This is a genomic window from Acinetobacter sp. AOR41_HL (genome assembly GCF_027854645.1).
In the GTDB taxonomy this organism is placed as follows: domain Bacteria; phylum Pseudomonadota; class Gammaproteobacteria; order Pseudomonadales; family Moraxellaceae; genus Acinetobacter; species Acinetobacter nosocomialis.
In genome coordinates, this window is the sequence record NZ_JAKTHZ010000003.1 from 19,216 (window position 1) to 34,025 (window position 14,810).

The window sequence follows — 14,810 nt, forward strand, 5'->3', positions numbered from 1 at the left end:
AACAAACAAACTTCAAAATTTAAGGAGTGATTTATGAGTGAACAAGCATCACAAAATTATAGTTTCCAAGCAGAAGTAGCCCAGCTTTTACATTTAGTGACGCATTCTCTCTATTCGAACCCTGAAATTTTCTTACGTGAACTTATCTCTAATGCATCTGATGCATGTGATAAGTTGCGTTTTGAAGGAATTAATCATCCTGAATATTATGAAAATGATCCGGACTTACATGTACGCATCAGCTTAAACAAAGAAGATAAAACTTTAACGATTTCTGATAACGGTATTGGATTAAGCCAACAAGAAGCAATTGATAACTTGGGTACTATTGCAAAATCAGGTACTAAAGACTTCATGTCAAAATTAACGGGCGACCAGAAAGCGGATGCTCAGTTGATTGGTCAGTTTGGTGTTGGTTTCTACTCAGGTTTTATTGTTGCCGATAAAATTACAGTTGAATCACGCCGCGCAGGTCTCGATGCTTCTGAAGGGGTGCGTTGGATCAGCGGTGGCACAGGTGAGTTTGAAGTTCAGCAAATTGATAAAGCTTCACGCGGTACTGACATTATTCTTCACTTGCGTGATGACGCGCTTGATTATTTAGAGTCTTATAAAGTTAAGCAAATCGTTAATAAATACTCTGACCACATTAGCTTGCCAATTGAAATGCAAAAAGAAGTTTGGCAGGAAGAGGAGGTTGCTGAAGGTGAAGAACCTAAAGGCGGCCAAATGGTCAAGACTGATGAATGGGAAGCGATTAACTCTGCAAGTGCTTTATGGACACGTAACAAGAGTGAAGTGACTGAAGAGCAATATGTTGAGTTCTATAAAAACTTAACTCATGACTTCGAAGCACCACTGGCTTGGGCACACAACCGTGTTGAAGGTAGCACCGAATATACCCAATTACTTTATATTCCAAGTAAAGCGCCACATGACATTTTTACACGTGAAGCAAAAGCGGGAATTAAGCTGTATGTAAAACGTGTATTCATTATGGATGATGCGGATAATTTAATTCCAAACTATTTACGCTTTGTTCAAGGAGTCGTGGATAGCGCCGATTTACCGCTTAATGTCAGCCGTGAGTTGTTGCAAGAAAGCCGTGATGTTAAAACAATTCGTGAAGGTAACGCACGCCGTGTACTCACTTTGCTTGATGGCTTGGCTAAATCAGAAGATGAAAAGGACCAAGAAAAATTCAAGACCTTCTACACTGAGTTTGGTTCAGTGCTTAAAGAAGGCTTGGGTGAAGACTTTGGTAACCGTGAACGTATTTTAAAATTATTACGTTATGCAACTTCAACAAATGATGAAGTGGTAACTTCTTTTGCAGACTATAAAGCGCGCATGAAAGAAGGCCAAAAAGCCATTTATTATGTTACTGCTGACAGCTTAGCTGCTGCTAAAAACTCTCCACAGCTAGAGTTGTTTAAGAAAAAAGGCATTGAAGTATTGTTAATGGCAGAGCGTGTTGATGAGTGGGCAATGAACTTTGTTCATGAGTTTGACGGTACGCCATTAAAGAATGTATCTAAAGGCGCTGTTGATTTAGGTGACTTGCAAGATGCAGAAGAGAAAAAGGCACTAGAGCAAGCGGCTGAACAGTTTAAACCTGTTGTTGAGAAATTAAGTGACTCGTTGAAGGCTAAAACTAAAGAAGTCCGTGTAACGACTCGTTTAGTAGATTCTCCGGCGTGTTTAGTAACAAGTGAAGGTGAGTTGTCTCCTCAACTTATTCGTATGCTGAAACAAGCGGGACAAGCTGTACCTGAAATCAAGCCAATTTTAGAAATTAACCCTGAGCATCCTTTAGTGAAAAAACTTGAAGGTTCAGAACAGTTTGATGACTTGGCAAACGTGATTTTTGATCAGGCTGTGATTGCAGAAGGTGGTTTACTAGAAGACCCGGCAGCTTATGTGAAGCGTATTAATAGCTTATTGTTGAAATAATATTTGATGTAAAAAAAGCCTCTGAACTGTCAGAGGCTTTTTTGTGGATAAAGAAAGAGTTATCCACAACTTGATGATTTTTGGTTAAAAATTAGCTTCTAAATTCATTTGAACACTAAGCTGATGTTTCGGGTCATCATCAATATGATTAAAAAAATTAAGATCATTTTGCATAAAAATCCAATCTCGCCATACGGGTTGGCGCCATGAAATATAAGGACCCCAACTATTTACCCGCATGTCATTTTTGGTATATACACCGCCACTATAAATGCCGTAAGTCAGGCTATTATCTTTTACGAACTCAAATTGTTGAAAAGTCCAATTGCCCCAGTTGTATTCTTCATTTTCACTCTTATTCACATTAAATTTGTTAGCGAACAGGGTGTTGTCTTGCATCTTTTGCGTTAAGTTTAGCGTGGTTTCAGTATAGTTTCGGCTGGTTGAGCCATAGCGAAAGACTTGTTCGGTATCTATGCTAATGTTATGTCTTAAATTCCATTTTTTCTTGGCAAGAAATTGTACATAAACATCACTTTCTGAATTTGAGCCTAAATCAAGATTATTTTCGAAAGGCATCCATGTTGAAATCGTATTCCAGCTTGCAGTAATTGGGTTGCTGATCGAAATATGGGGTGTTGAAGCTTTCTTCTTTTTCTTACCCAAGGTTTTATAAGGTTGTTTGTGCTGGGTTGCACGGTTCCACAGCGTATCATTTCCAAACACGGCCATCAGGTCCTGAATGAGTGCTGCATCTGAATCATTATTATTTTCTACTTCACATGGTGAATTTGAAAAAGTTACAGAATGACTTTTGCTTTTTATGAATAGGCTCGACGGATGTAGGGAGCGTCTCGTGGAGCGTTGATGCTTTAAGGATGTAGAGAAAAGCTGTGTATGAGGGATTAAAACCAACATACCTAAACTATAAATACAAAGTAGAGCTTTAGATTTATATTCAAATGGCAAAGAAGAGAATTGATTCATTGTTCTGAAAATCAGGAATCAAAAGTTAGCTCAGTATTGTAAGGGAAAAAGCTTAAATTTTTATTTAAAAGTATTTTATTATTCATCACCTTGGAGATAACCTCCAAGGTGATCTTGCTCAATTAGAAAAGTGCTTCTAAACGTAAGAATGTGCTGACAAAATGGTTACGGTCTTCACGGTGGTCATTAAAGTAGTTGACGTCACCTTGTACAAAGAACCACTCACGTAAGAGCGGCTGACGCCATGATACAAATGGTCCCCAACTGTTTAAGCGTAAATCGTTGTCGTTGTAATAGCCACCTGTGTAAATACCATAGTTAAAACGGTTATTTGCAAAGAAACTATGTTCACGGAAAACTCGGTTTTCCCATGTTAAATCATCATCTTGATCGTCGGCATAAGTTAGGCTGAACTGATTTGATAAGATGGGTTGATTTGGACGAGCATGGGTGAGTTCCAAATTAGTACGTAAATAATTTTCACTATGAATGCCATAGCGATAAATTTCTTCAGCATAAAACTTAAAGTCATTACGGAGTTGCCAATCTCTTGATGCTTTTAAGCGAACATACACGTCGTCTCCAGAACGGATACCTAAGTCGGCATCTGTTTCAAACGGCAGTTTTTTAGAGAAATTTGACCAACGTAATGCGATTGAGCTGTTATCATCTCGTGTTCGTTTAGTATCAAGTTTCTTATTTGAATCTTGATTTGGGTTCTGGTTAATATTGGCTGGACTATTATTAAATTCGTTATCTAAAGAGTCATCACCAAATACCACGCTTAAGCGTTTTTCTAGCGTCGGGAGTTTAATTTTACCGCGTATTCTTGGTTTAATTTCAAAGTTATCATATTCGTTCCAATAGTTATCAATCATGACTCGAATGGTGGCCGAAGCAGGCTTTTGAGGGTCGACTTCACCAAACCAGTTATCAATTTTTTCTGAAGTGTGATCGGCCCAATTTCGAATTTTCTTTTGCTTACGGTCAAACCATGTCTGGTCTTCGGTCTGCTCGGTAGGTGGTACAATTGGTTCGTTGGACTGCTCCGGAAAAATCGTTGGAGTGGCATCAATCCACCTTGGAATTTGATCTAAAAGATTTTCATCTTTATTTTCTTCGGTTTGTACTCCAGATGACGAACCATTGACTTGTTGAGTTGAAGAAGAATTTACTTCTGCATGAGCCATGCATATAGAACCAAATCCCAATGTTACAAGTGCAAAAAGCTGCCGATACGTAATAACGTGAAATGTTTTCATATCTATCTTTATGTTTTGTTGTTATTGCCACTTTTGTTGATTTTTCTAATAAAATCAAGAGGACGACACAAAAGTTAAGTAAATTTAACTTTTCTTACATATTTGAAATAACTTAAAAAGTTTAAGCTATTAGCGAGAATTTTTAAGCAAAAAAAATCCCCCAAACTAGGGGGATTTTAGATCAAGGAAACTTCAAATTCCGATCATTAAACACATAAAAAACAGAACATTACAGCGCGAATATTCTAAGTGGCAATCATAAACGCATTTTAAGCAATTGAATAGTTCTTTTTTTAGAACGCTCTATTGCTAAAACGATGATAAAACATACGATTTGTTCACACTTTGCAATTAAGACTGTTTATTTTGTGGAATATCACATGTTTCATCATTACAAACAGCAGCATCATCTTGCTCGATTTCTTCAGCATTTGCCTTGAGCTGTGCTTGTTCTAAGACTTGTAAAAACACTTCACGAGGTTGTGCGCCTGCAAGCGCAATTCTTTGATCAAATACAAAGAATGGTACGCCTGTTACATTAAGTTGCTCATGCGCAATCTTTTCGTCATGACGAACAAAGTCAGCTAATTCATTTGTATCGAGTACATATTCAACTTCGGCATTATCTAGGCCAATACGAGAAGCGATTTCTTCTACGACTTCGCGTTCGCCAATAGCTAAACCTTCAGTCATATAAGCGTGAAAAAAGGCTTCTTTTGCTTCGTTACCTAAGCCTTTACTTTGAGCTAGGTGAATAATACGGTGAGCGTTAAAGCTATTGCCTGAGTTGGCTTTTTGCCATTGGAAGTCGATTCCTTCAGAGGCAGCCATGGCCGCAATGTTGCGCTCCATTTCTTCCATCTCTTCATAGGTACGACCATATTTTTTCGCTAAACGCTCAGTATTTGAAGTGTCGTGGGTCGCTGGCGCATTCGGATCTAACTCGAAACTATGCCAATGAATATCAAGTTCAATGCCAGCTTCAGCCGCGACATGCTCAAGGCGTTTTTTGCCGATGTAACAAAAAGGACAAACTACATCAGACCAGACATCAACACGCATGGGAGAATCTCATAAATTTTAATTACCCATCATAATAGGGATGATGTACAAGGATTTAAAGCATTGAATAGCGAATAGAGTGTTGCGTATTGTGAAATAAATGACATATAAAGAAGTAAGAGCTCTATTTCATAACTATAAAGAGCAAAACTATAAGAATGGAAATAGGAGGTGTGTATGCGCCGAATTTTGATTGCGATTGCAGGTTTGGTGGTAATTGCAGGTATTGTCTTTTTTTCCTATCAACATATTAAACAGCAACAAGCTAAAGACAGTAGCCAAATGTTCGATGTGGTGATGAATGAAAAAATGAGTGAACTTTATGAACAGGCTCAAGATTGGTCTAAACCTGTACAACTCGATATTCATGATAAACGGCTCGCAGGGCACTATAAGCAAGTCTCAGAATTTCTTTTAAGTTATTGGGTTCAAAATGTAAATGCGCGTAATGAATACTTAAGAGAATTAAAGGCTGCAAAATGGGATACTTTTTTAAATGTTGACCGTTTGGATATTGATAAAAAACAAAAATATGCTGAAACAGAAAAGATGTTGGCTGACGTTCGAAAAGCTTCAGATAAATACCAATCTGAATATGAAAAAATTCATAAAATCTTTCTCGCTAAAATACAGGAATTATCTGTTGATGCAGATACCAGACAACTTCTTGAAATGAAATTGGGAACTCAGCAAAAGGCTGATCAAGACCATACGATTTTTATGATTGAGCTGCAAATTTTAGATGACGCAGAGGAAATGTTTAAACTTCTAAAAAATTATTCGTGGCAAAAGAAAGACCATATGATTCTTTTTCATGAAAATGCTCAAGTTAAAAAATTTAACGAGCTTTACCAACATGTCTTAAAGCTTAATACAAAAATTGAAAGTATTAAGAAAAAGAACGTGGCTGCTTTAGAAAATGAGCTAGAAGAATAATGACAGCATGAGCATCAACTACTATGTATTGGTGCTCTCAGCTTTGCCTTTTATCAAGAAAGATTGTAATAAACTTTGAGAAGTTTGTAGTTTGTTTAACTGCTCACATACATGCATCAGTTCGGTTTGTAGCTTTTCTTGAACAATAGGGCAGAGCGTAAATACCCTTTCATCTAAATCAAAACATGGTAATAACACTTGGATATCTTTTAGCGTCATACCAGCATCATTTAATATTTTAATTTTCTTAATATTTTCAATGTCTTTTTGAGTATAACTGCGATAGTTATTACTTGCGCGATGCGGTTGTATTAGCCCTAAACTTTCATAATAACGCAGCATACGCGGACTAACTTTTGTAAGCTCAGCGACTTTAGCTAGGTTCATAAAATAGGCTTGACCTTAACAGTGGTGTCATAGTTTAGCATGTTTTTATCTTTCAAAATGGTACTTGTTCAATGATCAGAAAACTCATTTTATTGGTGTTATTCGGATTAATGTCATTTGCTGCAAATACCAAAACACTGGAACATCAGGAGAAGAACATGCGTCAAATATTTGTACTTCACGGTTATTCGGCTTCTATACATGATCACTGGTTCTTGGATCTAAAACATCAAATAGAAGACGAAAATACCTCTGTTACTTTAATACCATTTCCAGATTCTGAGCATCCCAATGTAGATGCTTGGCAGAAGGTTTTAGATGAACAGATACCAGAGGTTAATGAAAATACTTATTTTGTGGCACATAGTTTGGGTGTCATTACGTTACTGCACTTTTTGCAAAGACATGATTATAAAAATATTGGAGGAATGATTTTAGTATCCGGATTCTCTGGACCAATTGCAGATTCTTACCCTCTCACAGCTTATATAACAAAGAGCAAAGTCGACACCAATTATTTTAAGAGCATAAAGAAAAAGTTGGTGTATTTATCTGATAATGATGATTTGGTTCCACCACACTTAACGATTCAATTGGCTAAGGATATTGATGCGCCGTACATTACTGTTCCTAATGGCGGGCACTTTTTAGGTCGGGAAGGTTATACGGCATTTCCTCAATTGGTCGACTCTTTAAAAGAAATGTTAGAGAACAAATAAAATCTATAAGATAAATCTCACCCTATAAATGGTTATAACTCATTTATAGGGTGGTTTTTCTATTCAGCTTTTTATTAAGAAAGTCCCTTACTATTACATTAAAAATTTTAATTATATTTACCGTTTATCTGAGCCTTACTGAATCACAAAGCAGTTTGTTGTAGCCTATTTATAGAGACCTTTATTTGAATCTTCATCTTTTGATTGAAATAGGATGACTGATTTTTTGGAGCTAGTTATGAACTTTCTAAAACAATCAGCTTTAATCGCTGCATTTGCTTTTATGGGTTTACCAACTGTTCAGGCAGAAGAAGTAACGACTTTACCCACTATTCGCGTTATGGCTGAATCTGAGCTACGTGATGAGGTGGGCTTTGTGCCGTTTCAAGAAGATAAGAAGGTACGCCAAGCACTACAACACCATGAATATAAAATACATAACGATATACAGAATGCTTTAGTCCCAGAAGGGATGACGACCATAGATTATCAGCCCGTTATGGCGCAGCCTGATCTCTCACAACTTTCTCCATTTTTACGAGAATATATTCTAGCTGTAGCGGGTGGGATTCAGTCTTCTGACCCAACCAATGGTCTTTTTGAAATGTTAAAGCCGTTGAACATTAACCGAAGTAATGTCGATGCTTATCGTGAAGGTACGATGAAAGTAAATTTAGATGATATTTTGAAATTACAGCAACAAATCCAAGATGGTTTAAAAGGCCGGTAAAATAAAAATCCCCGCATTGAGCGGGGATTCTTTTATCTTAGTATTAATTAAACACGTTCGATAATCGTTGCAATACCTTGACCAAGGCCGATACACATAGTCGCAAGACCAATTTGAGTATCTTGTTGTTCCATTACGTTCAACAACGTAGTTGTAATACGTGCACCAGAACAGCCTAGTGGGTGACCAAGTGCGATTGCACCACCATTTAAGTTCACGATGTCTTGTTTGTCATAAAGACCTAAGCCCTTAAGAACAGACAAGCCTTGTGCAGCAAATGCTTCATTTAACTCAACAGTCTGAATATCAGCAATTGATAAGCCAGCACGCTTAAGCGCTTTTTGAGTCGCTGGAACTGGGCCGTAACCCATGATTGCTGCGTCACAGCCTGCTACTGCCATAGAGCGAATTACAGCACGTGGTTTTAAACCTAATGCTTGTGCACGTTCAGCAGACATAAGCAACATTGCAGAAGCACCGTCAGAAAGAGCAGAAGAAGTTGCTGCTGTTACTGAACCACCTTTAGGGTCAAATACAGGTTTTAATGCTTTGAATGCTTCAAGGTTTGCATCTGGACGAATCACTTCGTCGATGTCGCAAAGGATTTTGAAACCATTTGCATCGTGACCTTCAACACCAACGATTTCATTTTTGAAACGACCTTCCTGAGTTGCAGCCCAAGCACGGCGATGAGATTCAACACCGAACGCATCTTGTTCTTCACGAGTAATGCCGTTCATACGACCTAACATTTCAGCAGTTAAGCCCATCATGTTAGATGCTTTTGCATAGTGTTTAGATGCTTCTGGGTTAAGGTCGATGCCGTGCATCATACCTACATGGCCCATGTGCTCTACACCACCAATAATGAAGATGTCACCTTGGTTAGTCGCAATTTGTGCTGCGGCAATGTGGATTGCCTGCATAGACGAACCACAAAGACGGTTCACTGTTTGACCAGCAACAGTTTTAGGCAAGTCAGCCAATAAACCGATGTTACGGCCAATGTTCATACCTTGTTCTAGAGTCTGGTTTACACAGCCCCAGATCAGGTCTTCAACTTCGTTTACATCAAACTGGTTACGGGCAACGAGCGCACGTACAAGTTCAGCAGATAAACTGTCGGCACGTACATTACGGAACATACCGTTTTTAGATTTGCCCATGGCAGAACGAACGCCATCAACAATCACAACGTCACGTGGATTTAAAGTAGCCATTCACGTCGCTCCTTAACCGTAGAATTTTTTATTGTTAGCAGCCATGTCGCGCAACATTTGCGGCGCTTCATAAGCCTTACCTAAGTGTGCATATTTATCGCAAAGTGCAACGTATTCAGCAACACCAGTTTGGTCGATGTAACGGCATGGACCACCACGGAATGGAGGGAAACCTACACCCATAATCATTGCCATGTCTGCTTCAGATGCAGTTGCTACAATCTTGTCTTCCAAGCAACGAACTGTTTCGTTACAGAAAGCAAGCATCATACGGTCAATGATTTCTTGGTTATCAAATTCGCGTTTTTCGCCAGTTACGAACGGAGCAATCACTTCATACGCTGTTGGATCAACAGTTTTTGCTTTCTTGCCTTTCTTGTCGAGTTCGTATTTGTAGAAACCTACGTCATTCTTTTGACCAAGACGCTTCGCTTCATACATTGCTTGGATTGCGCCTTTGTAGTCTGGCTTCATACGGTCAGGGAAACCTTCCGCCATTACTTCTGCACCATGCACACCTGTATCAATACCTACAACATCGATCAGGTAAGCAGGGCCCATTGGCCAACCAAACTTAGACATTACATTGTCGATTTGTTGGAAATCTGCGCCGTCTTTTACAAGAAGGTCAAATGCACCGAAGTAAGGGAACAATACACGGTTAACCAAGAACCCTGGGCAGTCATTTACAACGATTGGTGTTTTACCCATTTTTTGAGCAAGAACGACAGTCGTTGCAATTGCTTCTTCAGAAGTCTTTTCACCACGAATAACTTCTACAAGCGGCATCATGTGAACTGGGTTGAAGAAGTGCATACCAACGAAGTTTTCAGGACGTTGTAATGCTTTTGCCAAACGTGTAATTGAAATTGTAGAAGTATTAGAAGCAATGATCGTGTTTTCACGAACATTTTTCTCAGTTTCTGCAAGTACGATTTCTTTAACTTTTGGATTTTCAGTTACCGCTTCGATCACGATGTCGACTTCTTTAAACTCTTCGTAGCTTAAAGTAGGACGAATACGTGCAAGCGTTTCACCCATTTGTGCAGGCTTCATTTTCTTGCGTTCAACTTGCTTAGTTAACAAGTTGTTAGCTTCTGACATACCTAGTGCAAGTTGTGGGTTACCAATATCTTTCATGATAATTGGAGTGCCTTTGCTTGCTGCTTGGTAAGCAATACCACCACCCATAATACCTGCACCTAGAACAGCTGCTTGGTTTACAGGGTGAGCACCTTTTTCATGTTGTTTAGATGCCTTTTTCACAACTTGGTCATTGATGAATAGACCAATCAATGCGCCAGCTTGTGGAGTAATTGCTGCTTTAGCAAAGCCTTCAGCTTCAGCTTTTAATGCTTCATCACGTGCAAGGCTTGCACCAGCTTGTAATGAATCAAGTAATAGTTTTGGAGCAGGGTATTGAGCAGGATTTGCTTTAGCAAGTACTGCACCTTTTGCTGTGTTGAACGCCATCATTTGTTCAAGCGGATTCAATTTTACAGCTTCAAGTTTTTCTTGGCGTTTTGCTTTCCAGTTTAAACGACCAGAAATTGCTTGTTTAACCAAGTCAGTTGCAGCATCAAGTAATTTGTCAGCAGCTACAACAGCATCTACAGCACCATCTTTAAGCGCAGCAGCTGGTTTTTTAGGAGCAGCCATTGCCATCCATTCAACTGCATTATCGATACCAATAAGACGGCTTAAACGAACACTACCACCGAAACCTGGGTAAATGCCGAGTTTAATTTCTGGTAAACCCACTTGTGCAGCTTCTGACATCACGCGATAGTCACAAACTAAACACATTTCAAAACCGCCACCTAAAGCCATGCCATTAATAGCAGCAACTTTTGGAACGTCTAAATCTTCAAAACTATTGAAGATTTCGTGAACAGGCATAAGCCAGTCAACAATCGCTTTTTCGCCTTGTGCGAAGTTTTCACCAAACTCGGTAATATCTGCACCTACAATAAATGTAGATTTACCAGAAGTTACGACTAAGCCTTTAATATCGTTATTAGCTTTTACAGCCGCGATAGCAGCTTTGAAATCTTCAATTGTTGCACGGTTAAATTTATTGACCGACTCACCTTGTAAGTCAAAGCGGAATTCTGCAATTCCGTCCGCAAGCATTTGGACGGTAATGGCATTGCCAGCGTGGATCATGCCTGATCTCCTTAGTTTTGGAGGATTTCTAAGTTGATGTTATGAAGCGTGTGTACAGCTCCGGTACACATTTATGCTTCGCTAATCTTACGATAACTATATCTAAAAAGAACCCGACAAGTTGTATCAAGCCGTGACGCAAGGGTCATCTTATTTTTTGTTGAATTCATACCACTTAAATGCATAAAGAAAATCATAGAGATAGCTATTGGTTAGAGGTTTTTGTTTTAATTTAAGTTTTTAATTATAAAAAGTATAAATCTTTAATTTTTTATATAAAAAATGTGAATTTTATTCCTTTCACTTCTTGTCAAAAAGGTCAATTGTTCTGGTGTAATGACTGAAAAAACCGACTATAAAGTCACAATTTTCTAATGAATTAGAACCACAAAAATTTACGTACTATTTTTTATATTAAAGTACTTAATGTTCCGAAATATGCTGTTTAATTTTTTACATTCGCTTTTTATAAGTCAATTTTGCTAAAATTTGCGCCAATTAAATATTCTTCTGGCTACTATTACCTTCGAAAATTAAGGTAATGTTGCCCTAAACTTTTGAAAGAGTAGCAATATGATTAAGTGGATCGTATTAGCGATTTTTGTAATATCTGCATTGTATATCCAACATCGCGGCAAAGTGCGTCACTCGTTTTATCGTCAATTTTTTGACCATTCAACCTTGCTCGCACCGATTAACTTTTTAATGTACATCTTTTCAAAGGTACCGAATCAGCCTTATATCGATACTCAACACTTTAAAGATTTAAAAGTGTTAGATGAAAATTGGGAAATGATTCGAGATGAAGCAAAAGCTTTATATGACCAAGGTGGGATTAAAGCATCGAGTACCTACAATGACTTAGGGTTTAACTCGTTCTTTAAAACAGGATGGAAACGTTTTTACCTCAAGTGGTATGAATCAAGTCATCCTTCGGCTGCTGAGCTTTGTCCAAAAACAACGGCTTTACTCAAAACATTACCAACCATTAAAGCGGCAATGTTTACAGAACTTGCTCCTGATAGCCGTTTGGTTAGACACCGTGACCCGTACGCAGGTTCACTTCGTTATCACTTAGGTTTAATTACACCAAATGATGACCGTTGTTTTATTGATGTAGATGGTGAAAGATACTCTTGGCGTGACGGTCAAAGTGTCGTGTTTGATGAAACTTATATTCACTATGCTGAAAATAAGACTGATCAAAACCGTATTATTTTCTTCGCAGACGTTGAGCGTCCAATGAAAGTGAAATGGATGGAACGTTTCAACCATTGGTTTGGTCGTAATGTGATGACTGCGGCAAGTTCACCAAATGAAACAGGTGATCAAACAGGGGGCTTAAATAAAGCCTTTGGTTATGTTTACCAAATTCGTATTAAAGCTAAAGCTTTAAAAGCTAAAAACCGTAAGTTGTATTACTTCTTGAAGTGGTTCCTCATGCTTGGAATTTTCTTCCTGATTTTTGTACGACCATACGTGTTTTAATGAAAGCGCCCGAAATAAAAATTCTGCGTGATTGAACTAAGCCACACCTTCGAGTGTGGTTTTTTTTGTGGAAATTTTCTGAGAGGCCTCTGTGCCACAACATACTTTAATTTTTTGCGCTGATTTAAAGTAATCAACCATTGCGACACAGAGATAAAGAGCTAAGCCAACGCTTAGCCCAGACTACTTTTGTCACATCGTTGCATGGTGTTCAAAAAAGTAGGGACAAAGTCCTGTGGGAGAACAGGACTTTGCAAACTGACATGTTCTAGGCGTTGCATCATTTTCGGGGAATAAGCTTTTTCAAGTTGTTGATAAATACAGTCACAACTCGACTCGCTATGCCGACCTGACAAGCAAATTTTTTCAAACTCCTGCTGAGTGTGTAAATTGCAACCCGAAATGCCCAAGCTACCTAGAACTAAACTAAAAGTTAAAATAGATTTATAAGTTTTCATATTATTCTCATAATGATTTATATCTATGAGTAGAATAAAAATATAATAGGTTTAAGTGGTTAAAATAAATTTTAGGTAATAGTTAATCCTCCTAAAAAAGTAGGAAAATAAAATGATTAAAATTTTAAAATAAAAATAATTTATAGATATAAAAATAAGGCGTAAAAAACCAAATTTTAAATAAATAAAATAATTAAATTAGAGAGAAAACAGCTTTGAATAATGGCATGGCCAACTCCTTAAAAATGGAGTCCTACCACCAGATTACCGCGAATTAATTAGGGTGGTAGAACGGAAAGGGGTTGACAGACTGGGATCCATAGAACCAGCACGCACGGGGCGTCCCCCAACCGTCCTACCGCAAAGAAGGGGGACGCAAGGGTCCAGCGAATTATAGCAGAACTATAATCCGTGGTGGATCAACGGTCTGTCAAAACCGACTGGCAATGTAGGCCAGCAACGAGATAATAATAGTTAAAATGAAAAGCGTCAATTATTAAAAAGGATTTTTATTTAAAATAAATGTGGTTTATTTTTATTAAATTTTTTCATTTTAAATATTATTTAGGGAAATATTTATAATATTTAAAATTTCTAATTAATCTGAAGTTTTATATAAGTGTTTGGTCGGTTGAAATAAATTTGATTGATTGGTTGTAGCTAAGTATTTTGCTTTTATAAGAGGATATCTTTGCCTCAATATTTATAGAAAGATTAAAGGGCCAGAAAAGGTATTTTTTTATAAAATAAAAACGATAAATTCATTTTGTGACTCATTTCACAGTGCTGGCAATTTGTTACAACTATTAAAAGCCAACGCATAATTTTGATTCTACAATTGCTCCGTTTTTTCGAAGACTGATTAGCGGAAGTAGGTTTCAAAATGGCTCATGCTCATCACGTAGCTCATGCACATGTTCACCATATTAAATTGAGAAAAGAAGAAAGTTCTCAGGGTGACTTAAAAACGAAAGCGATGTTAAACAAAGCTTCTGCTGAGACTAAAAAGCATGGCCGAACGACTTCTAAAAGACATAAAGTAGAAGATCAAAACATTGATTTACATAAGTTCTCAAGCAAACTTGAAAGCATGTCAGCAAAGCACAGCAAAGAGAAATGTGCCAAGAATATCCGTATTGCTCTACAAGCAGCAGGTGCAGATGTTTCCAAGCATCCAGTAGCTGCATCTGACTGGGGACATACCTTAGAAAAGAACGGCTATAAGAAAATCAAACCGGCATTTAACCGTCCTCAAGAAGGGGATATCTATATTATTGAACGCACCAGTGGTCATACCTACGGACACATTGCTGGCTATACGGGTAATGGTTGGTTCTCAGATTTTCGTCAAAAAACCTATGCGGTATATAAAGAAAAAGACGTGAAATATAGTTACTATCGCCTCGACTCTTAAGGTAGTACGACACATATTGTCGGGCTAA

The 14,810-nt window shown here is 37.9% G+C and carries 13 protein-coding genes; 6 read left to right on the forward strand and 7 right to left on the reverse strand.

Going from position 1 to position 14,810, the window contains the following annotated elements:
• Positions 1–33 precede the first annotated feature (33 nt).
• Complete coding sequence (gene htpG, locus MKL35_RS00275) at positions 34–1,953, forward strand: molecular chaperone HtpG (RefSeq protein WP_209796580.1); 1,920 nt, start codon at positions 34–36, stop codon at positions 1,951–1,953.
• 84 nt (positions 1,954–2,037) lie between these two features.
• Here the strand turns inward: htpG and MKL35_RS00280 are convergent, their stop codons facing one another.
• The 3 genes from MKL35_RS00280 to MKL35_RS00290 all read right to left on the reverse strand — a co-directional run bounded on the left by MKL35_RS00280 (position 2,038) and on the right by MKL35_RS00290 (position 5,264).
• Positions 2,038–2,940 (reverse strand): hypothetical protein, encoded by a 903-nt coding sequence (locus MKL35_RS00280; protein ID WP_032009969.1) that lies wholly within the window; start codon positions 2,938–2,940, stop codon positions 2,038–2,040.
• A 122-nt stretch (positions 2,941–3,062) separates the two neighbouring features.
• Positions 3,063–4,202: a hypothetical protein gene (locus tag MKL35_RS00285; protein WP_025467987.1), complete on the reverse strand. Its 1,140-nt coding sequence runs from the start codon at positions 4,200–4,202 to the stop codon at positions 3,063–3,065.
• Between the two features lie 351 nt (positions 4,203–4,553).
• Positions 4,554–5,264, reverse strand: a complete 711-nt coding sequence (locus MKL35_RS00290; protein ID WP_002156938.1) for a DsbA family oxidoreductase — start codon at positions 5,262–5,264, stop codon at positions 4,554–4,556.
• 177 nt (positions 5,265–5,441) lie between these two features.
• On the opposite strand from MKL35_RS00290, the gene MKL35_RS00295 reads away from it, so the two are divergent.
• Positions 5,442–6,200 carry a hypothetical protein gene (locus MKL35_RS00295; protein WP_032009967.1) on the forward strand — a complete coding sequence of 253 codons (759 nt, stop codon included), beginning with the start codon at positions 5,442–5,444 and terminating at the stop codon, positions 6,198–6,200.
• 21 nt (positions 6,201–6,221) lie between these two features.
• On the opposite strand, the gene MKL35_RS00300 is transcribed toward MKL35_RS00295, so the two are convergent.
• Entirely contained in the window at positions 6,222–6,587 is a 366-nt protein-coding gene (locus tag MKL35_RS00300; protein ID WP_004883582.1) for a MerR family transcriptional regulator, read from the reverse strand.
• Positions 6,588–6,658: 71 nt separating this feature from the next.
• Between MKL35_RS00300 and MKL35_RS00305 the strand changes: the two genes are divergently transcribed.
• Together MKL35_RS00305 and MKL35_RS00310 are read left to right on the forward strand one after the other, a co-directional pair.
• Entirely contained in the window at positions 6,659–7,306 is a 648-nt protein-coding gene (locus MKL35_RS00305) for an RBBP9/YdeN family alpha/beta hydrolase (protein WP_068791430.1), read from the forward strand.
• A gap of 238 nt (positions 7,307–7,544) precedes the next feature.
• Complete coding sequence (locus MKL35_RS00310; RefSeq protein WP_002156995.1) at positions 7,545–8,036, forward strand: hypothetical protein; 492 nt, start codon at positions 7,545–7,547, stop codon at positions 8,034–8,036.
• Positions 8,037–8,083: 47 nt separating this feature from the next.
• Here the strand turns inward: MKL35_RS00310 and fadA are convergent, their stop codons facing one another.
• Positions 8,084–9,256, reverse strand: a complete 1,173-nt coding sequence (gene fadA / locus MKL35_RS00315; RefSeq protein ID WP_209796324.1) for an acetyl-CoA C-acyltransferase FadA — start codon at positions 9,254–9,256, stop codon at positions 8,084–8,086.
• A gap of 12 nt (positions 9,257–9,268) precedes the next feature.
• On the reverse strand, positions 9,269–11,422 hold the full coding sequence (fadB, locus tag MKL35_RS00320) for a fatty acid oxidation complex subunit alpha FadB (RefSeq protein WP_006580939.1): 2,154 nt from the start codon (positions 11,420–11,422) through the stop codon (positions 9,269–9,271).
• 573 nt (positions 11,423–11,995) lie between these two features.
• Between fadB and lpxO the strand changes: the two genes are divergently transcribed.
• The gene (gene lpxO, locus MKL35_RS00325; protein ID WP_004699120.1) at positions 11,996–12,910 is read left to right on the forward strand and encodes a lipid A hydroxylase LpxO; all 915 of its coding nucleotides are present in this window, start codon (positions 11,996–11,998) and stop codon (positions 12,908–12,910) included.
• A 173-nt stretch (positions 12,911–13,083) separates the two neighbouring features.
• Here the strand turns inward: lpxO and MKL35_RS00330 are convergent, their stop codons facing one another.
• Entirely contained in the window at positions 13,084–13,368 is a 285-nt protein-coding gene (locus MKL35_RS00330; protein WP_032009960.1) for a hypothetical protein, read from the reverse strand.
• An 883-nt stretch (positions 13,369–14,251) separates the two neighbouring features.
• Here MKL35_RS00330 and MKL35_RS00335 point away from each other — a divergent pair.
• The gene (locus tag MKL35_RS00335; RefSeq protein ID WP_002157041.1) at positions 14,252–14,782 is read left to right on the forward strand and encodes a CHAP domain-containing protein; all 531 of its coding nucleotides are present in this window, start codon (positions 14,252–14,254) and stop codon (positions 14,780–14,782) included.
• The last annotated feature ends 28 nt before the right edge of the window (positions 14,783–14,810 follow it).

Excerpts from the sequence above, each read along its gene's own strand:
- MKL35_RS00300 (WP_004883582.1), bottom strand. The coding sequence starts at position 6,587 with ATGAACCTAGCTAAAGTCGCTGAGCTTACAAAAGTTAGTCCGCGTATG.
- MKL35_RS00295 (WP_032009967.1), top strand. The coding sequence starts at position 5,442 with ATGCGCCGAATTTTGATTGCGATTGCAGGTTTGGTGGTAATTGCAGGT.
- MKL35_RS00335 (WP_002157041.1), top strand. The coding sequence starts at position 14,252 with ATGGCTCATGCTCATCACGTAGCTCATGCACATGTTCACCATATTAAA.
- fadB (WP_006580939.1), bottom strand. The coding sequence starts at position 11,422 with ATGATCCACGCTGGCAATGCCATTACCGTCCAAATGCTTGCGGACGGA.
- MKL35_RS00305 (WP_068791430.1), top strand. The coding sequence starts at position 6,659 with ATGATCAGAAAACTCATTTTATTGGTGTTATTCGGATTAATGTCATTT.
- fadA (WP_209796324.1), bottom strand. The coding sequence starts at position 9,256 with ATGGCTACTTTAAATCCACGTGACGTTGTGATTGTTGATGGCGTTCGT.
- MKL35_RS00290 (WP_002156938.1), bottom strand. The coding sequence starts at position 5,264 with ATGCGTGTTGATGTCTGGTCTGATGTAGTTTGTCCTTTTTGTTACATC.
- MKL35_RS00280 (WP_032009969.1), bottom strand. The coding sequence starts at position 2,940 with ATGAATCAATTCTCTTCTTTGCCATTTGAATATAAATCTAAAGCTCTA.
- htpG (WP_209796580.1), top strand. The coding sequence starts at position 34 with ATGAGTGAACAAGCATCACAAAATTATAGTTTCCAAGCAGAAGTAGCC.
- MKL35_RS00285 (WP_025467987.1), bottom strand. The coding sequence starts at position 4,202 with ATGAAAACATTTCACGTTATTACGTATCGGCAGCTTTTTGCACTTGTA.
- MKL35_RS00330 (WP_032009960.1), bottom strand. The coding sequence starts at position 13,368 with ATGAAAACTTATAAATCTATTTTAACTTTTAGTTTAGTTCTAGGTAGC.
- MKL35_RS00310 (WP_002156995.1), top strand. The coding sequence starts at position 7,545 with ATGAACTTTCTAAAACAATCAGCTTTAATCGCTGCATTTGCTTTTATG.
- lpxO (WP_004699120.1), top strand. The coding sequence starts at position 11,996 with ATGATTAAGTGGATCGTATTAGCGATTTTTGTAATATCTGCATTGTAT.